The 20,396-nt window shown below is 29.8% G+C and carries 15 protein-coding genes; 11 read left to right on the top strand and 4 right to left on the bottom strand.

Annotated elements, in window-relative coordinates; genetic code table 4:
- The first annotated feature begins 76 nt into the window (after window positions 1–76).
- The gene (locus NPA09_RS01280; protein WP_129722045.1) at window positions 77–4,327 is read left to right on the top strand and encodes a lipoprotein 17-related variable surface protein; all 4,251 of its coding nucleotides are present in this window, start codon (window positions 77–79) and stop codon (window positions 4,325–4,327) included.
- A 275-nt stretch (window positions 4,328–4,602) separates the two neighbouring features.
- Here NPA09_RS01280 and NPA09_RS01275 read toward each other — a convergent pair whose 3' ends face one another.
- Window positions 4,603–4,998 (bottom strand): YggN family protein, encoded by a 396-nt coding sequence (locus NPA09_RS01275; protein WP_197722250.1) that lies wholly within the window; start codon window positions 4,996–4,998, stop codon window positions 4,603–4,605.
- Window positions 4,999–5,691: 693 nt separating this feature from the next.
- On the opposite strand from NPA09_RS01275, the gene NPA09_RS01270 reads away from it, so the two are divergent.
- The 3 genes from NPA09_RS01270 (at window position 5,692) to NPA09_RS01260 (ending at window position 9,991) form a co-directional block, all read left to right on the top strand.
- Window positions 5,692–6,249, top strand: coding sequence for a lipoprotein 17-related variable surface protein (locus NPA09_RS01270; protein WP_256541849.1), 558 nt, complete (start codon window positions 5,692–5,694; stop codon window positions 6,247–6,249).
- Window positions 6,250–6,263: 14 nt separating this feature from the next.
- On the top strand, window positions 6,264–6,581 hold the full coding sequence (locus NPA09_RS01265) for a lipoprotein 17-related variable surface protein (protein ID WP_256541848.1): 318 nt from the start codon (window positions 6,264–6,266) through the stop codon (window positions 6,579–6,581).
- Between the two features lie 80 nt (window positions 6,582–6,661).
- Window positions 6,662–9,991, top strand: coding sequence for a lipoprotein 17-related variable surface protein (locus tag NPA09_RS01260; protein WP_256541847.1), 3,330 nt, complete (start codon window positions 6,662–6,664; stop codon window positions 9,989–9,991).
- Window positions 9,992–10,268: 277 nt separating this feature from the next.
- Here NPA09_RS01260 and NPA09_RS01255 read toward each other — a convergent pair whose 3' ends face one another.
- Window positions 10,269–10,826 carry a YggN family protein gene (locus NPA09_RS01255; protein ID WP_129722051.1) on the bottom strand — a complete coding sequence of 186 codons (558 nt, stop codon included), beginning with the start codon at window positions 10,824–10,826 and terminating at the stop codon, window positions 10,269–10,271.
- A 373-nt stretch (window positions 10,827–11,199) separates the two neighbouring features.
- Between NPA09_RS01255 and ruvA the strand changes: the two genes are divergently transcribed.
- From ruvA to NPA09_RS01220, 7 genes are all read left to right on the top strand, one after another.
- The gene (gene ruvA / locus NPA09_RS01250; protein ID WP_165036226.1) at window positions 11,200–11,790 is read left to right on the top strand and encodes a Holliday junction branch migration protein RuvA; all 591 of its coding nucleotides are present in this window, start codon (window positions 11,200–11,202) and stop codon (window positions 11,788–11,790) included.
- Complete coding sequence (ruvB, locus tag NPA09_RS01245) at window positions 11,777–12,718, top strand: Holliday junction branch migration DNA helicase RuvB (protein ID WP_129722057.1); 942 nt, start codon at window positions 11,777–11,779, stop codon at window positions 12,716–12,718. The genes ruvA and ruvB overlap by 14 nt, the downstream gene beginning before the upstream one ends.
- A gap of 616 nt (window positions 12,719–13,334) precedes the next feature.
- Window positions 13,335–13,661, top strand: coding sequence for a hypothetical protein (locus tag NPA09_RS01240; protein ID WP_129722060.1), 327 nt, complete (start codon window positions 13,335–13,337; stop codon window positions 13,659–13,661).
- Window positions 13,604–14,149, top strand: a complete 546-nt coding sequence (locus tag NPA09_RS01235) for a leucine-rich repeat protein (RefSeq protein WP_318035871.1) — start codon at window positions 13,604–13,606, stop codon at window positions 14,147–14,149. The genes NPA09_RS01240 and NPA09_RS01235 overlap by 58 nt, the downstream gene beginning before the upstream one ends.
- 567 nt (window positions 14,150–14,716) lie before the next feature.
- Window positions 14,717–17,374 carry a protein translocase subunit SecDF gene (gene secDF / locus NPA09_RS01230; RefSeq protein WP_129722066.1) on the top strand — a complete coding sequence of 886 codons (2,658 nt, stop codon included), beginning with the start codon at window positions 14,717–14,719 and terminating at the stop codon, window positions 17,372–17,374.
- 86 nt (window positions 17,375–17,460) lie between these two features.
- Window positions 17,461–18,132 carry a nuclease-related domain-containing protein gene (locus NPA09_RS01225; RefSeq protein ID WP_129722069.1) on the top strand — a complete coding sequence of 224 codons (672 nt, stop codon included), beginning with the start codon at window positions 17,461–17,463 and terminating at the stop codon, window positions 18,130–18,132.
- Window positions 18,107–18,856 carry a YgjP-like metallopeptidase domain-containing protein gene (locus NPA09_RS01220; protein WP_129722072.1) on the top strand — a complete coding sequence of 250 codons (750 nt, stop codon included), beginning with the start codon at window positions 18,107–18,109 and terminating at the stop codon, window positions 18,854–18,856. Before NPA09_RS01225 ends, NPA09_RS01220 begins: the two co-directional genes overlap by 26 nt.
- Here NPA09_RS01220 and NPA09_RS01215 read toward each other — a convergent pair.
- Both NPA09_RS01215 and NPA09_RS01210 read right to left on the bottom strand, forming a co-directional pair.
- Window positions 18,853–20,058, bottom strand: coding sequence for a hypothetical protein (locus NPA09_RS01215; RefSeq protein ID WP_129722075.1), 1,206 nt, complete (start codon window positions 20,056–20,058; stop codon window positions 18,853–18,855). The two genes, NPA09_RS01220 and NPA09_RS01215, sit on opposite strands and share 4 nt — an antisense overlap.
- Window positions 20,051–20,374, bottom strand: coding sequence for a S1 domain-containing protein (locus NPA09_RS01210; RefSeq protein WP_129722078.1), 324 nt, complete (start codon window positions 20,372–20,374; stop codon window positions 20,051–20,053). Before NPA09_RS01210 ends, NPA09_RS01215 begins: the two co-directional genes overlap by 8 nt.
- Window positions 20,375–20,396 lie beyond the last annotated feature (22 nt).

Below are 20,396 nucleotides of genomic sequence, written 5' to 3'. Positions count from 1 at the left end.
TAATATAATCAAATTGTCATAATAATAAATTATTATTTAATAAAAACAAGGAGGTTAGGTCTCATAACCTATAAAAATGAATAATAAACATAACCAAGATAACCAAAATATTGATGTAACAAGTAATGTGCCACAAATACAACCTACTACATATTTACAACCATACCAAACCCAAGCCGCTCCTTACCAACAACCAATTCAAAAACAACCTAGCATGACAAAAAGAATCATTAGTTCAGTAATCGCTGTTGGTGTACCAGTTGCAATTACTGCCGGAGTTGTTATTGCTTTTTTAAACCTTAACAAACAAAGCAATGATGATCAATTACAAAAAATGAAGCTTATTGTTAAGAATTTATCACTAAATGTTGAAAAAAAGGCGGAAAAAGAAGCCCTTACAGTTCAAAATAAGGACTTACAGTTAATTGGTGTTGTCCCTAATGAATATAGTTTTAGCTCGCATATTCATAATCTTGATGCTAAAAATGGAAGCTTACAAGCCACCATTACTTTAATTGCTAAAAATGGAACCTCAGTCGACTCTAGCCCAATTACAATTGATGGTTTTAAAAAGCTTGATGCTAACGATCTTGATGCCTTAAGTGTTGCTAGCGCTGTGGCAACACTTCGTGGTAATTTGCAAGCGATTAAAGCGCTTAATAATGATAAATTAATAATCACTAAAAACAAAGGACATTTAGTGCCTAGTGAATATATGTATACTAGTGATTATGATTTAGAAGCAGATACTGGCTTACCAATTAAAGAAATTGCTAACGGAATTAACTTTAGCATTACCCAAACTCCATACTTTAATTTTGCAACTAATGACACCGACCAACTTAAAATTACCGCAACTATTTCACGGGGTAAACACGCATCACATGTTGAGTTTTTAATTAGCGGTTTTATGTCGCAAACCAAAAAAGATTTAGCAGAACTAAATAAGATCTTTGAAAACTTTGGTAATTCATACTCTACCCTTAACTACAGCGCCAAAACTGCTGAAGCCGTAATGCAAAACGAATACTTAGAAGTTAATGAAATCTTTCGTGATATTGCTTATGACATTAAAAGTATTAAAGAAAAATACCCAAGCATAGTCTTAAGTGAACCACGTCATGAAATAAGCGGCGATACCGGTTTAAGCATCGAAATCGATGCCAAACTTAATAAAGCAGTTAAAACCCTTAAATTTAAGGTTAATGGTTTTAGTTCATTGAGTAACTATAACCAAAGCGAACTTGCTGAATTTATGAAAAACTTTAATTCACCTGTTGCAACTCGCGAACACACAAATAAACTTTCTAGCGAATACAACTATCGTGATTACTTAGATTTATTTAGTGATCTTGACTGACATTTTGACCAAGAAGCAAAAGCTAAAGGCATTACGATCACCCTTGGTAACTCAACCAACCAAGACGGCGTTAAACTAGTTACTATCATCTTAACTAAAAACTCAGCGCAGCTAACTAAACAAATTAAAATCACCAACTTTAAGACTAATGCTGAATATGCTGATTACATCTTTAAACAATTCTTTGACCAAGTTCCTGATATTCTTTACACCAATAATCATAGTGATAAAGTGCCAAGCGCTGTAAACTATGACATTGTAAGCCTTGATGAAGATACCAAATCTAATTTACGCTCGCTTGCGGCTCGTTTTAACATCACGCTTGGTGTTAAAGCACAAAATAATGAAGGTGTCTTTGCCCAAAACGGTAGCAAACAAGTAACCCTTGAAGCTAAAATTGCTGGACAAGTAAAAACCAAAGATGTAATCGTTGAAGGTTTTTTAACTGCCAACGAATCACACAAGCAAACCTTACCAAAAATTGTTGCTGAAATTGGTAACAAAAACCAAACAACTAAAAATCACACCGATAAGGGAACTAACGATCCTTTATCTGCTTACGACAATTTTGAAGCTTTTGCTAACGATGTGCAAATTAATTTTGCCAATATTAAAAGTAAATATCCAGGTGTAAGCTTTGAAAGTTTTTATACAGTTTCGAATGATGATGGTTCTAGAACTGTTTCATTTAATGTTAAATTAGGTAATGAAAGCGCCAACATCATTATTACAGTTGAAGGCTTTAAAACCAACCAAGTTGTTACTAATGAAACAGTTAAAAAGATCAAACTTGCTATTAATGAAGAGTATACAACAACTAAATATGCCAATAAATTACCAAGCGAAGCAAGTGATTTATACACCGATATTGCCGAAATTGATGCCGATTTATCAACAAACCTTGAACAATTAGCAACAGCTAACGGTGCACTAATTGCAATCAAAAACAAAAAAGCAAATGACGAAGCTGGAACAATGATTATCAGCCTTGATATTGTTCTTGGTGCCCAACACTATGATGAATTCTTTGTTGCAAAAGGATTTACAACTCCTAGCGCTCGTGCTAACGCTCAACTTGATGCTGTTATTAATCAGTTGCAAACAACTTATCCAACCCAAACACACCAAAACGAAATTCCTAGCACTGTAGATTATGCAACTGTTAATGAATTAGCAACTGATTTGGGAATTAACTTAAGCGCCCTAACACCAAAAGTTAATATTAATTTTGATAAAAATAGAGTAGCTCAAAATGATGATGCTAAAGCAACCAAAAAAGTATTTTTAACTTTAAGTATTAATGGTTATGAACGTAGTCATGCCATTACTATTACCGGCTTTACTACTAGTCGCGAAACCGAAGTTAAAAGAATCAATGATTTTGTTAATAGCTTTAAGAAAGACTATACAACCTTACTTAACAACACAAAACACGCAAGCGAAGTCGATTACCTTAGCAAAGAAGAGCTTAAAGCCGATACTAACTGTGACTTAAGCGCACAAGAAACAGCTAATAATGTTTTAATTAATCTAATTTCTCAAACAACTAACGGTGATGTTAAAGAAGTTAATTTAGAAGTTAAATCAAAACAAGATAGCACAATCAAAGCAACGCTAAAAATTAATGTTCGCGGTTTTATTACTAGTACACAGTTTGAAGAAAAAGTATTGTTTGAGTATGTTAATAACTTTACAAATAATCAGTTTACAACAATGAACAATAGCAAAGCATTCCCAATAGATGTATCCTACAGCGATGTTAATAAAATTATTAATGATGGTGCCAAAAAACTAGAAGTTAAAGCACAAGAAATCACTACTAAATACCAAGTCAACAATAATAATCGCGCCTTAAGACTTGAACTTAATAATGCTGTTTATGTTATTGACGATGATGATAACGGTACCAAAACAATTAGTCTAAAAGCAATTTATGGTAATACTACAAAAGTCTTTAATGTCATTATGACTGGATTTTACAGCAAGAAAAGTAAACGATATCTTGAAGATAAAATCAACGAATTTATTAATAAGAAACTCGATGTTAAGTTAATAAATAACGGCGAAATGATTGAAGGAGCCTACCGGGCAAAATTGCCTTCACAGGTACCTGATGGTGATATATTGTTTACTACTAAAGATAGCGGTGCAATTGATAATAAATTCCAGGTATCATTAATCCGAAAAAATGCAAATGACACTAATCATTTATTAGATGTTTACTATAATGTAACCTATACCGAAAACGGCAATTCACTTACTTCACAAGAAAAGCTTAAACAGATTCCAACTAGTGATATTAAGCCAATTGTTGATAAATTATTTGATGCATCTGATTTTGGTTACTTTAAAACCACAAGAGCATGAAGAGGAGTGTATGATAATAGCGATTTCTCATTTCAAGCTGTAAATAATAATTTTAATACCTCCGCAAATTCCGGCGATCCTAGAGAAAGTGACGATTTTCAAGTTAACTACATAATTAAACCTTCTTTTCCTAAAGGAGCAGAAAATATAAAGGTTGAATATGAGATTGCTAAGTATGAAATAAATGAATTTGATGAAAGTACAAATCTTAATAAATACCCTCCAATACTTCTAGTTAAGGATATTATTAATAATAAAATAACATACGATACTTATGCAAAAACAAGGTTGCTTTCTCCTAGTTTAAGAAAAGCCGCTGCTAATCTTAAGAACCTATTATATGTTAATCGTGGTGAGATTTTTTACAATAAGAATTATGGTCCAATGTACGATAAAATTAAAGCATTAATCAATATTAAATATACATATATGAATCAAACAATTTACAAAAATATATTATCAGATTATAATACTATAAAAGTTGCTAATAATCCCATAGTTTTTATAAAAAAAGGTGATTTTCCATACAAAGTATATATTGAATACTACTTTGTTTTATCAAAAAGCGCTGCCACAACACGTAAAAACGGAAAAGCATAATGAATATATTTTCAACACAAATTCAACACTTTCACTTGAATTTGTGTTTTTTTATGCTTTTCAACTTCTTCTTTACTTTTTAAACAGTTTAAATTTGTTTATTTAATCAATTTAACGCTATTTATGCAATCGATAAGATTATAAGCGCTATTAACTATCTAAAATCAATAACTATAAAGTACTAATAGTTGCTTAATGTGATCAACACAAATTCAAACTTATTAAACAAAAAACCGCACATTTGGCGGTTTTTTAATTTTAACTAGTTTACTAGCTTATAAATTGTGAAGTTTTTTAAGACCCGAAACATCTTGTTTAAGGATTAAAACATCCTGTTCTAAAACACCTAGTCTTTGTTCTACCTTGTCTAGTCTTTGTTCTTCCTTGTCTAGTCTTTGTTCAACTTTGTCAAGTCTTTGTTCTACTTTGTCAAGTCTTTGTTCTACTTTGTCTAATCTTTGACTTAACTCATTAAAACCTTCATTCATTTTTGTTGTGATAGTATTAATAGCGCCAATAACAATGTTTTTAAAATCTTCGAATGTATTTTCTAATTTCTCAAACTTTTTATTAAAAGTATCTTCAAAAACTTCAAATTTGTTTTCCAAGAATTTAATGGAGTTTTCTAGTTGTTGAATCTTATTATCTTTATCTTTAGTAACTTGAATCATATTTTCTTTAGCAATTTCATTGACTATTCAAAAACGATCATTAACATCATTTGAAACATATCAACATCCGAGTAACGTTTTAAAATAAACATTACCTCCTTATTGCTTAGTTTGGTTGCATCTTTAATTAAATTCATTTTTGGGCATAGATCACCCCTTTTCTTTTTTTATAACCACTTATATATGTATTCTGGAGGGATAAAAAATACTAAAAAAATAAAAAAAATATGAAAAGCTGTTGTTTTTTCATAGCAACTTGGATACTTATTGCAATTTACTGAGAATAAAAATGCGTTCATTTTCCTAATTTAGCGTATTTTTTTATCTTTTTTCTCGCTTGCAAAATGTTCTTTTTTCACATTAATGTCTATGTCTGTTTTAAAACATTTTTCGGTTAAATGCAAAGATTTACACTTCATTGATTTTTGTAAATGTTATAAGTTTTTTTAATCAATTTGTTAAAAATATCCCCTCAAATAGCGCAAAAACTTACTGAAAATTTTTGTTACTTGAAACCACTATTAAAAAATGATTTATTTCATTTTAGGGCGATATTTGGCCATTTTTTTGCTTTTTTTTTTTTTTTTGCAAAGTTGTATATTTAAGTAGGAAGTAAGATTGTAACTATGTTACATATTAATAGATATGCAAGCATAACTATGACTTCTTTCACTAAATAGGAGTGTTAAAAAAATGATTAAAAAAGAACATAATCAAAACGCTGATAGTCATACCGAAAACAAAGACCTTCAGCCAACTCAAAACTCAAACCCAAATCAATTGACACCGCAACCAACACAGACAACAAATTTGCCTGAATACTACACACAATATAATCAACAACCAATTCAAAAACAACCTAGCATGACAAAAAAAATCATCAGCTCAGTAATTGCTGTTGGTGTGCCAATCGCAATTACTGCTGGAGTTGTTATTGCTTTTTTAAGCCTTAACAAACAAAGCAATGATGATCAATTACAAAAAATGAAGCTTATTGTTAAGAATTTATCACTAAATGTTGATAAAAAGGCGGAAAAAGAAGCCCTTACAGTTCAAAATAAGGACTTACAGTTAATTGGTGTTGTCCCTAATGAATATAGTGTTAGCTCGCATATTCATAATCTTGATGCTAAAAATGGAAGCTTACAAGCCACCATTACTTTAATTGCTAAAAATGGAACCTCAGTCGACTCTAGCCCAATTACAATTGATGGTTTTAAAAGCTTGATGCTAACGATCTTGATGCCTTAAGTGTTGCTAGTGCTGTGGCAACACTTCGTGGTAATTTGCAAGCGATTAAAGCGCTTAATAATGATAAATTAATAATCACTAAAAACAAAGGACATTTAGTGCCTAGTGAATATATGTATACTAGTGATTATGATTTAGAAGCAGATACTGGCTTACCAATTAAAGAAATTGCTAACGGAATTAACTTTAGCATTACCCAAACTCCATACTTTAATTTTGCAACTAATGATACCGATCAACTTAAAATTACTGCAACTATTTCACGGGGTAATCACGCATCACATGTTGAGTTTTTAATTAGCGGTTTTATGTCGCAAACCAAAAAGATTTAGCAGAACTAAATAAGATCTTTGAAAACTTTGGTAATTCATACTCTACCCTTAACTACAGCGCCAAAACTGCTGAAGCCGTAATGCAAAACGAATACTTAGAAGTTAATGAAATCTTTCGTGATATTGCTTATGACATTAAAAGTATTAAAGAAAAATACCCAAGCATAGTCTTAAGTGAACCACGTCATGAAATAAGCGGCGATACCGGTTTAAGCATCGAAATCGATGCCAAACTTAATAAAGCAGTTAAAACCCTTAAATTTAAGGTTAATGGTTTTAGTTCGTTAAGTAACTATAACCAAAGCGAACTTGCTGAATTTATGAAAAACTTTAATTCACCTGTTGCAACTCGCGAACACACAAATAAACTTTCTAGCGAATACAACTATCGTGATTACTTAGATTTATTTAGTGATCTTGACTGACATTTTGACCAAGAAGCAAAAGCTAAAGGCATTACGATCACCCTTGGTAACTCAACCAACCAAGACGGCGTTAAACTAGTTACTATCATCTTAACTAAAAACTCAGCGCAGCTAACTAAACAAATTAAAATCACCAACTTTAAGACTAATGCTGAATATGCTGATTACATCTTTAAACAATTCTTTGACCAAGTTCCTGATATTCTTTACACCAATAATCATAGTGATAAAGTGCCAAGCGCTGTAAACTATGACATTGTAAGCCTTGATGAAGATACCAAATCTAATTTACGCTCGCTTGCGGCTCGTTTTAACATCACGCTTGGTGTTAAAGCACAAAATAATGAAGGTGTCTTTGCCCAAAACGGTAGCAAACAAGTAACCCTTGAAGCTAAAATTGCTGGACAAGTAAAAACCAAAGATGTAATCGTTGAAGGTTTCTTAACTGCCAACGAATCACACAAGCAAACCTTACCAAAAATTGTTGCTGAAATTGGCAACGAAAACCAAACAACTAAAAATCACACCGATAAGGGAACTAACGATCCTTTATCTGCTTACGACAATTTTGAAGCCTTTGCTAACGATGTGCAAATTAATTTTGGCAATATTAAAAATAAATATCCAGGTGTAAGCTTTGAAAACTTTTACACTGTTTCTAATGATGATGGTTTTAGAACTGTTTCATTTAATGTTAAATTAGGTAATGAAAGCGTCAACATCATTATTACAGTTGAAGGCTTTAAAACCAACAAAGTTGTTATTATTGAAACAGTTAAAAAGATCAAACTTGCTATTAATGAAGAGTACACAACAACTAAATATGCTAATAAATTACCAAGCGAAGCAAGTGATTTATACACCGACACTGCCGAAATTGATGCCGATTTATCAACAAACCTTGAACAATTAGCAGCAGATAACGGTGCACTAATTGCAATCAAAAACAAAAAAGTAAATGACGAAGCTGGAACAATGATTATCAGCCTTGATATTGTTCTTGGTGCCCAACACTATGATGAATTCTTTGTTGCAAAAGGATTTACAACTCCTAGTGCTCGTGCTAACGCTCAACTTGATGCTGTTATTAATCAGTTGCAAACAACTTATCCAACCCAAACACACCAAAATAAAATTCCAAGCGCCGTAAGTTATGCATCTGTTAATGAATTAGCAACTGATTTAGGAATTAACTTAAGCGCCCTAACACCAAAAGTTAATATTGATTTTGATAAAACTAGAGTAGCTCAAAATGATGATGCTAAAGCAACCAAAAAAGTATTTTTAACTTTAAGTATTAATGGTTATGAACGTAGTCATGCCATTACTATTACTGGCTTTACTACTAGTCACGAAACCGAAGTTAAAAGAATCAATGATTTTGTTAATAGCTTTAAGAAAGACTATACAACCTTACTTAACAACACAAAACACGCAAGCGAAGTCGCTTACCTTAGCAAAGAAGAGCTTAAAGCCGATACTAACTGTGACTTAAATGCACAAGAAACAGCTAATAATGTTTTAATTAATCTAATTTCTCAAACAACTAACGGTGATGTTAAAGAAGTTAATTTAGAAGTTAAATCAAAACAAGATAGCACAATCAAAGCAACGCTAAAAATTAATGTTCGCGGCTTTATTACTAGTACACAGTTTGAAGAAAAAGTATTGTTTGAGTATGTTAATAACTTTACAAATAATCAGTTTACAACAATGAACAATAGCAAAGCATTCCCAAAAGATGTATCCTACAGCGATGTTAATAAAATTATTAATGATGGTGCCAAAAAACTAGAATTTAAAGCACAAGAAATCACTGCTAAATACCAAGTCAACAATAATAATCGTGCCTTAAGACTTGAACTTAATAATGCTGTTAATGTTATTGACGATGATGATAACGGTACCAAAACAATTAGTCTAAAAGCAATTTATGGTAATACTACAAAAGTCTTTAATGTCATTATAACTGGATTTTACAGCAAGAAAAGTAAACAATATCTTGAAGATAAAATCAACGAATTTATTAATAAGAAACTCGATGTTAAATTAATAAATAACGGCGAAATGATTGAAGGAGCCTACCGGGCAAAATTGCCTTCACAGGTACCTAATGGTGATATATTGTTTACTACTAAAGATGGCAGTGCAATTGATAATAAATTCCAGGTATCAATAGCTCGAAAGGTCCCAAATGACACAAACCATTTATTGGATGTTTACTATAAAGTAACCTATACCGAAAACGGCAATTCATTTACTTCACAGGAAAAGCTTAAACAGATTCCAACTAGTGATATTAAGCCAATTGTTGATAAATTATTTGATGCATCTGATTTTGGTTACTTTAAAACCACAAGAGCATGAAAAGGAGAATTATATAATCAATACGAACATTACTTATTTCACGCTGTAAATAGTAAATTTAATACCGCCGCAAATTCCGCCTATCCTAGAGAAAGTGATGATTTTCAAGTTAACTACATAACTAAACCTTCTTTTCCTAAAGGGGCAGAAAATATAAAGGTTGAATATGAGATTGCTAAGTATGAAATAAATGAATTTGATTATAGAGAAAATCTAGATGAATACCCTCCAATACTTCTAGTTAAGGATATTAATAATAATAAAATAAGATACGATACTCATGCAAAAACATCGTTGGTTTCTAAGGAATTAAAAGATGCCTTTAATCGTCTTAATGATAAGTATAATTATGCACATCCTATTCATGCTGCTGCGATTTTATACAATAAGAATTGAGATACAAAGTACGATAAAATTAAAGCATGAATTAATATTAAATATACATATATGAATCAAACAATTTACAAAAGTATATTATCAGATTATAATGCTATAAAAGTTGCTAATAATCCCATAGATTTTAGTAAAAAAGGTGATTCTTTATGTCATGTATATATGGAATACTACTTTGATTTATCGAAAAGCGCTACCATAACACGTAAAGACGGAAAAGCATAATAAATATATTTTCAACACAAATTCAACACTTTTAATTGAATTTGTGTTTTTTTATACTTTATTCGACTTCTTCTTTACTTTTAAAACAGTTTAAATTTGTTTATTTAATCAATTTAACGCTATTTATGCAATCGATAAGATTATAAGTGCTATTAACTATCTAAAATCAATAACTATAAAGTACTAATAGTTGCTTAATGTGATCAACACAAATTCAAACTTATTAAACAAAAAACCGCACATTTGGCGGTTTTTTAATTTTAACTAGTTTACTAGCTTATAAATTGTGAAGTTTTTTAAGACCCGAAACATCTTGTTTAAGGATTAAAACATCCTGTTCTAAAACATCTAGTCTTTGTTCTACCTTGTCTAGTCTTTGTTCAACTTTGTCAAGTCTTTGTTCTACTTTGTCTAATCTTTGACTTAACTCATTAAAACCTTCATTCATTTTTGTTGTGATAGTATTAATAGCGCCAAGAACAACGTTTTTAAAATCTTCGAATGTATTTTCTAATTTCTCAAACTTTTTATTAAAAGTACCTTCAAAAACTTCAAATTTGTTTTCCAAGAATTTGATGGAGTTTTCTAGTTGTTGAATCTTATTATCTTTATCTTTAGTAACTTGAATCATATTTTCTTTAGCAATTTCATTAACTATTCAAAAACGATCATTAACATCATTAAAAGTAACATAATGTATCTTTATATTTGAATATTTCTTTAAAATTGCTGCTTCCTCCTTCTTGGTTATTTGTGGTGAACCTTCTATTACATTATAGAATGGTTCTTTATTTTCATTACTATTATTCATGTTTTTTTTATGAATTTTCTTCATTTGTTTTCCTCCTACTTATATATGTATTCTGAAAGGAAAAAATACGCCAAAAAATAAAAATTTAGGAAAAACTGTTATTTTTTCATAGTGACTTTAATGTTTTATTTGCAATTTGCAATTATTAAAAACAATCAGGTAACAAAAAATAAAGAAAAAAGATGCATTAGTGACACACTTACCATTACTAAAAATAGCGTATTAAAATACCGCAACCTTGTTTTTGTTACTGAGAATAAATTAATCATTCAAACTGCTTGCAAATCAGGGCAGTTTTTACCGATGCCGCTATGAAAAAACAGCATTTTTTCATAAAATAGTTTTTTTATCAATGTTTTTTAGCCATTTTTCACTAAATATAAGCGAGGTGAAAAAAATGGTTATTTACAAAATTGGAAAAATTCAATACAAATCAAAGAATTACATTATCTTTGATTCAAATTTAACGGGTTACAAAATCTTTGTAGCTGATATTGCACGATACGATGAAGACAAGGCTTTTCGTCTTTATTTATATGAACATAAAAACGAATACTCAAGTTCAACATTTGGGTTTTTAGATTTTAAAGAAAAAATGTTATTTGAAGATCTTTTAAGTTTAAACGGCGTCGGACCAAAGACGGCACTTGAAATGCTTAACTCAGGTTGAAAACAAATTGCTACCCTAGTTGCCCAAGGTAATGTCGATGAACTAGCAAAATTTAAATATGTAGGTCACAAAACTGCACGACAAATTGTTTTCGAATACCAAGATAAGTGACAAAAACTAACAAACAATTTAGAATATACAGAAAGCTCGAAAGTTTTAAATACAAACGAGGTAATTGAAACTCTCAAGATGCTTGGTTTTAAACGAAACGAAATTAATTCTGTTATTGACAAACTAACTGCTAAAGATACAGAAGCAATGGTAGAAGAAGCAATTGAATTGTTGACATTAAGACCACAATTAAATGCAACAGATTAATTCTTTCAAACGTTTCATTGGTCAGGAAAGTGTTAAAAAAACAATCAAGACCATGATTAATTCCAAACTAAAACAAAATAAAACCCTTGATCATATTTTGTTTTACGGAATGCCAGGAACTGGAAAAACTACACTAGCAAATATTATTAGTCAACAAATAAATACAAAAGTACATTACGCGCAAGGGCCTATGCTTGATAGAAAATCGGACATCATTACTTTATTTAACAACATTAAAGAAAATGATGTTGTTTTTATTGATGAAATTCATGGCATCAATAAAAATATTGAAGAATTACTTTACTCAATCATGCAAGATTTTAAAATTGATATTGTTATTGGTAAAGATGCAAACTCGAAAATGGTAAGAATTAATATCAAACCATTCACATTAATTGGCGCCACAACAAAATTACACCAAATTGCGCAGCCATTACGGGATCGGTTTGGCTATATCGCCAAATTTCAACCATACAATATCGATGATATTGCGCAAATTATTACTAATTATATTACCGATCGACAACTAGATATTAGTGATAAAGAAATAATTTATATTGCACAATTTGCAAAATATACACCCCGAATTGCCTTAAATTTAATAGAAAGAATCATCGATTTTAGCGTTGCTAACAATACGCAAAAAATCACAATTAACAATATTAAAAAATATTTAACAATTATGGGTATTTATAAATATGGTTTGAACGATGAACATATTGAATATCTAAAAGTATTAAATGAAGATAATAAATACAATTACTTCTCATTAGATTTAATTGCCGGAATTACAAACTATGACAAAGAAAATATCTTAATGGAAATTGAACCAATTTTATTACAACTAAAATTTATCATCAAAACTTCCCGCGGGAGAAGAATTACAAAGGCCGGAATTGAATACATCAATAGCTTTAAAAACATATAATAAATTAATTTTTATATGTGTGTACTAAAACATTAGATATATAAATAGTCAGATTCATAAAAATAATTAGTAATTTTATTGTTGTCGTTCGTTGCTGCAATTAACTCAATTGTCTTTAGTGCTTTATTTTTGTTTCTAAAAATAATATATTAATTGAATATAGTGGTGAAATTAAAGTAATTATTCAAAAAATTTATTAATCGCAAAGATAAAATCCCTGCATTAGCGGAGCGCGTCAAAATCAATTGATGTACATCTAAATAATAAACATTAACCAGCAAAAACCACATAGTTGTGTGTTTTTTTCTTTTAAAACACTAAATTAATTTTTCTTAATTTTTATTTTTAATAAAAAAACAACATGCACAGAAAATCTTTATATCAAATTAAATACCAAAACCCACTAACGGTTCTTTACAATATTATTAAAACGCAAAGTGATGTACACAAAATATATTGATATCCTTTATATTAATGAAATCTACAACCACTATATATAAATAAATTTTTACGTAAAAACATTAATGAAACCTTTACAAAATTGAACATTTTTACTTATTTTTTAAGAAAATACCGAAAGTTATTACTCTTTTTTACAAAATAAGATAATTAACGCGTGATAAGAGTTACATTTGCAACTGTTTATTACATTTTAATAAAGAAAAAGACTAAACTAATTTTATTTGGATTATGCACTGTATCAGCAATCGCAACAGCAATTGCTGCAGTTAGCTGCAATAACAGTAATAACAGTGAAAACCAGGGGAATGAAAACCAAGGGAATCGAAATTGAGAAGCGGAAGGAACAAAGTATATTGAAAAAATTGCCGAGGTTGATGAAGATGGTGTATCAGTACCAATTAACAAGCAAATTTCTTACACTAAATTTCCAAAACACATCAAAAAATTATTATTCCAAACACACTTAATGGCAAAAAAGTAACAGCGCTTGGTGGTTATTTATTCTATGACTTACAATCAGAAGTTGATGAAATTGTAATTGAACCAGAAATTACCGAAATCAAACGTACAGCTTTTAATATGTCTAGACGTGAAAATGAATACTGAGTTAGAAAACTTGTTATTCCGAGTACAGTAAAAACGATGAGTAATTACGCTTTTGCTGATCCTGGATCTGAGGAAAACGGTGCTCAAATTAAGAATCTTACTTTTCAAGATGGTGTAAAATTAAGATGACAAGATCCTGATACAAGCAAATATTGACCAACAACCTACTTATTTAAAGAGGCAAAAATTGGAATATTAACCTTGCCTGACGACTCGGATGTCATTTCAGAATGATGATTTGATAACGCAAAAATTGAAAACTTCAGAATTCCTGATGCTGTGAAATTTCCTGATCCAACCGCATTTGCAGATGCTAAATTTGGTACATTCACACTTCGCAAAAAGGTATACGACTATATATAAAGCAAATGAACATACTTCATTCCTGGCGAACCCGATTCAGCATCATGAGATAAGATTGTCATAATATAAAACATCCTAAAACATTAAAATAAAACTGCTTTTATGTAGTTTTTTATAAACCGTTTTTAATAAATATTGTTTATAATTTGTTGATTTTATCTAGAATTTTGCTTTTTATTGCTATTTTATAAACCATATATGTATGGTGAATAATTAACTCTTATTAATTACTGTTCCAAAATTTCATAATACTCAATTATATTTTGTAATTATCAAAATGTGCAGCTCACATTGCTCTAAATTTAATACATGGCAAACAACACTAAAAATACAATTAAAACGATATACACATGCATCGTAAATAATGAATATACCAAATACTTAAAAACGTTAAACAATATTAAAACACAATTACTCTCATCAGTTTGTGAAAGATATTTTAATAAACTTTTACAGCTAAAATTTATCATTAAAATTTTGTGGTTGTATAACTAGTAAAGCCAGAATTGGATATTAAAAACATATAAAGAATTAATTATTATATATATGTGTTAAAATATTTTGTACATGAATAAAATTAAGAAATTTTTTAGTCTAAACTCGTGAAAAAGATGAGTAATTCTATCATTAACATTCATTACCACAATTATCTCGATTGTCTTTGGCAGTGTGTTTTTTGTTTCAAAAAACATTAATAAATCAATTGAATATGGTGGTGGAATTCAGGCAATTGTACAAGTAGTTAATAAAGAATCTGCTAACCCTGAAGATGTAGATCCAGCCTTAGTTGAAACTGTTTCAGAATCTATTAATACACGTCTAAATGGTGGTAATGGATTAAACGGAATTAAAACAACAATTGGTAGTGATGGCAAAATTCGTGTTACTAAAAATGGTTCAATTTCCGAAAGTCAAATCCAAGAATTTATTAATCAAATTATTAGTAAACCACAACTAACAATGACTGATACGAAAATGCAACCATTGTTTATTGATGGAGTATTCAATTACAGAATTAAGGATTCTAGCGATCCTGCTAACAAGATTGACTATAAAAATTTATCAAAATATACTCCACCAATCCAATCAGGAAGTGTTAAAGCTCTACTAAATCAAGATGGTAGCAACTACCTTTCGCTTGATTTAAAAGATGATGGTCAAGGCGGATATGAAGTTGAATGAACCAAGGCAACCGAGTATATGTCGCAAACACAAGATCGAACAATTTTAATGTGAATTAATTTGGATACCCTTGTTCAAATCGCTAAAACAAGTTTTCCTAAAGAATGAAAAAATGCCAAAGAAAATCCATATAACTTTGTATACGTCAATGAGACACCAACCATTACAGCACCGCCTGGTGCACAAGATTATTCACAAGTAATTCGTCCACTATTAAAAGAAAATGCTTTTAATGCTAAAAATTTCTTAATTTCAAGCGCCACTGTTTCCCAACCACTTCACGGTAAATCATTTACCATTTCCGGTTCATTTACAAACCAAGAAGCCAACCAACTTGCTCTTAACATCAACTATGGAACGGCAAAATATGATTTAAAATTCATATCAAGTTCAATTATTGCACCTAATAGTTCAAACGTTTCAAATTTTGACCACGCAATTATTGCTGGTGTTGTAGTTTTGATTTTAATTGCTGTCTTTATGATTGCTAACTATGGCTTACTAGGTGTATTATCAACCCTATCGATGTCCTTATACATTTTCCTAACGCTTTTACTATTCTCGGCACTGAATGGTGAATATTCACCGGCCACAATTGCTTCTTTAGTTATTGGAATTGGATTAAGCGTTGATGCTAACATCATTACATATGAGCGGCTCAAAAACGAGCATTATAATGGTGATAGTTTAGTCAAAGCAACAAGGAACTCGCATCGCTTCTCCTTGTCTTCAATTTTAGACGCTAATATCACAACCTTAATCATTACTGTCGTACTCTTCTTCTTTGGATCAATTAATGTTAAAAGTTTTTCAATTTCATTAATGATTTCAATTATGTTTACGTTATTTGTGATGCTTGTTTTTAACAAGTTACTAGCAACATTACTTGTGAACATTACCACTATCAACAAACGTCCATGACTCTTTGGAATTTGAAAAAAACAAAAACATCAAGTCGAAAATCCAAAGACACCATTTTACAAAAAAATTGATTATGTTAAGGTTTCAAACTATATGTTTATCGTTTCATTTTCAATTATCGCAATTGCCATTGTCGCCTTTGTAGTATTAAGCATTATTAACAAGAATGTATTTGGAGCATTCGAATTATCGGTTGATTTTAGCGGTGGAAGCATCGTTTCAATCGAATCATCTGGTGGCGAAATCCCATTAAATGATAATTTAAACATCCGCAACGCTACAAACATCAAAAATGAGGTTATTAAAATTTTCGCAAGTCGTGGTATTGATATTGCCAACGATACCAAAATTGTCCAAAAAGATGTGGCTGGAACAAACTACGCAATTGAAATTAGAACCGCAAAAGATATTATTGAATTCCTTAATGATAAGACAAACAATGGTTTTGAAAAAATATTAGGCAACAAATTTATTGATTTGAAAGTTGCAAACTACTCAATTTCACAAGCTGAATCAATTAAAATTGTTAATAATGTAATGCTATCGATTGGGATTTCATTTATTGGAATTATTATCTATACCTTAATTAGAATGCGCTGAACATACTCAATCGCCGCAATTATCGCACTACTTCATGACATCTTATTTGTAGCTGGTAGTTTTGTTGTGTTAAGACTTGAGCTTTCACCGATCATTATTGCCGCAATGTTATCGATTGTTGCGTTTTCAATTAATGACACAATTGTTATCTTTGACCGGATTCGCGAAACACTAAACACCGAGTATGCAACAAAAATAATTAATAAACAAGATCTTAAAACAATCATTAATAAATCGATTGGCGAAACAATCAAACGTTCACTATTTACATCTTTTACAACAATTCTTACAGTATTAGTTCTTCTTGCCTTTAAAGATGCAACCGGATTAACTTTTAACATTGCGATGTTAATTGGATTAACTGTTGGAACATATTCTTCAATCTTTATCGCTTCACAAGTTTGATATCGTCTTGAAACATGAAGACAAAAGGGAATTGAAAAACGTAAAAAAACAAACTACTGAAACATCAATAAACCAGGTGAACAAATCTTCCCAGGAATTAATGATTTTAAATATTAAACATCATATTGATGTTTTTTATTTTTTGCTTTTAATCTGATAATTTATTTTGGTTTAATTTAAATAACATCAATTATAATATTCATATGTTAGCCGGAATTATTATTGGATCAATTATTACCTTTTTATTTGTAATTTGCATCATTGCTTTTGCGATTATTAACAAGAAAAACGTTAATTCACGTCGCAAAAAGGGAATTGTTGCCGAAAAAAGGGTGAATCAATTTTTAAGTGATTATGCATCGAAACACAATATGACATTTATTCCTTCAAATGTTTATGCGTACGAATATGAAGGGAAAAAGAAATACTTTGAAATTGATGGAATTTTAATTGGTAATGATTTAATGTTAGTTGTTGAAATCAAAAGCATAAATGGCACAATTTATGGCGATGCCAGTGCTGAAAAACTTAACGTTAAAAACAGTTTAAGTTACACAATTAAAAACCCTATTGTACAAAATGATGTTCATATTGAACATATTGAAAAAATCATAAATGATTCATTTCCTATTTTTTCAGTTATTGTGCTTTGCGAGATCACAAGAGAAAACATTAAATTCAAACCAGACCACGTAATTCTTGCTAAAGAATCAAAATTAAAAGAAGAACTTGATAGTTTTTATGCTGCTGTTGACACCAAATTCAAAAAAATTGGTGACCAAAAATATAAAGAAGTGATTACAAAAATTAAAAACCAAGTTGCAAACCATGAAGATTTAATGAGATTTTATGAAATTACCAAAAGATTCAATTAGACTTCTAACCAATATCAATACAAGCAAACACTTAAATCCTTTGCCATCTGAATTAATTTATCAGTCATCAAATAGCGAAAACTCGCTATCTTTTCCAATATATTTTAAAGATAAAAATGTCTGACAAATTACCTTAAGATTATTTAAAGAAAATTATTTTGTTGTTTCATACAATAATCGCTTGCATACGCCAGAATTTCTGGCACAAATGATTCTTAAAAATGCGCCAAAATTAATCAAACGACAACAAAAAATTCCTCAGGAAAAATTAAAATTCCTTAATTTAAAAGAAAATGAATTTGCATTGTTTGATGAAATTCATACCTTTAAGGTTATTGATAATAAATTAATAATTGATGATAAAAAAATCATTAGTATCGTGCGTAAAAACACAAATATTCGCGCCGTTCTTGATAAATACATTGCTAATCAACTATTGATGTATCTTACAAAAAGACAAAGCGAACTTGAAGCAATAATGAATACACCCGCCTACAAAATCAAGTTAATGAACGCCAATACCTTGTGGGGTAAAAACTGGTTTAATCGACGCGAAATTGCTTATTCATTTAATTTAAGTAAGCAAAAAATAGCATTTATTGATGCCACAATCATTCATGAGCTAGCACACCATTTCCATCAAAATCACTCAACTAAATTTTGAAATGTTGTCTTAAAATACTGTCCTGAATACAAAGAAATTAAAAAATATGCAACCCTTTAAATAAATGGGTTCTTTGCATCTAAATATCTTAGTAAAATGCAAATTCGTTGCATTAAAACCATAAAATGTGACAATGTTTTATTGCTTGTATCCTCAAAAATAAACTCAATAATTGGCGTGTTGCCAAAATTGCTTTTAACTTCAATCGTAGATTCTTTAATACTGTCTTGAATATTATTCATACTTAAAGTATTAATGTTTGCTAAATTATCTTCGTTATAAATATCATCGTAAACATCGTAGTCATACATTTTATTTTTGAATGAAAAAATATGATCTAGGGTTGAAAGACCATTACGCATTAAATTAACATTTGTATAAAATGCTAATGGATATTTTTGTTGAATAACAATCTTTTTAGAAACATTTAAAAGTAATGACGTAGTGAATTCAATTAGCTGTTCGTTCTTGTTTTCGAAATATCCAAAAGATAATGTTTGACGGTTTAAAGCGTTTACAATAGTGACATATTTTAACAATTCATTAAAATCAATATCTAGCTCATTAAATTCAGCATCTGCTTCAATTGCCGATTTAATAATCTCTTCGACGTTAACACGATTTAATGCCAAAATAAGTAATGATGGATAGGAAAAAAACGAAAAGTTTTCCATAAATTTTTCGTTAATAACTAAAACATTAAACTTCTTATATTTAGCAAAATAAAAGTTTTCGCGATCAGATGTTTTAACAGCAAAATAGATGTATTTCTTTGAATTATATTTACCTTGTGAGGCAATTAACAAATTATTAAAAATTTCAAAAACGTGTTTTTGATAGTTGTTTTTTGAAAACATAAAATTGATCAAAATGAATGGCTTTTGTTGAATTTTCTTGGAAATTTCGTTAATTTTATCAATTGAATCACCATTAGAAATGAAATGCGTTTTAATCGTATTTTTACTGTGAACATGCTTATTCATTAAAAAATCAAGCGCAGCAGCTAATTGCTTACAAACAATTGGAGAACAAATTACAACAATATCTTTAATCTGTAATTCATTAATTTTTTTAACTTCTTCTGCTAACATCAAGAATGTTTTTTTGTTGTAACCGTAAATAACATCTTTAAACGATAAATATTCAAAACCATCAATTGTATAATTTTCAATTGCGTTCGCCACTTCTAAAACCTTGGGGGCGTTCGCTTCTAAAATTGAAGCAACTGGAACATTATGATAATTAATTAAAATGTTACTCATCATACTCCTTAATGATTGATGTTAACAAATTCTTAAACGCATTATCTGTTTCCTTAAGTTCAAAACTTCCAAAATCTTTTTGAAAATTCATATGTAAATCTTTGAAAGAAGCTAAAAAACGTTTTTCTGCTTCTTTCACTTCTAAAACACGAAAAGTAATTTTTTCATTCACTGAAAAAATTTTACCAATGTTTATTTCGCTGTAATCAGTAATATCGCAATATTTGATAATTCCTTTCCAATCACCTGATTTTACTTTAATAAAATTGTTACCAATTTCATAAATTCAGCCATACGCATTTGTGTTTACTTCCATATAGTAAAAATTATACACATAT

This window comes from Mycoplasmopsis equigenitalium (assembly GCF_024498255.1).
Classification (GTDB): Bacteria; Bacillota_I; Bacilli_A; order Mycoplasmatales; family Metamycoplasmataceae; genus Mycoplasma_H; species Mycoplasma_H equigenitalium.
Note: the sequence above shows the minus strand (reverse complement) of the source record. Positions and strands in the feature narration are given on the sequence as shown.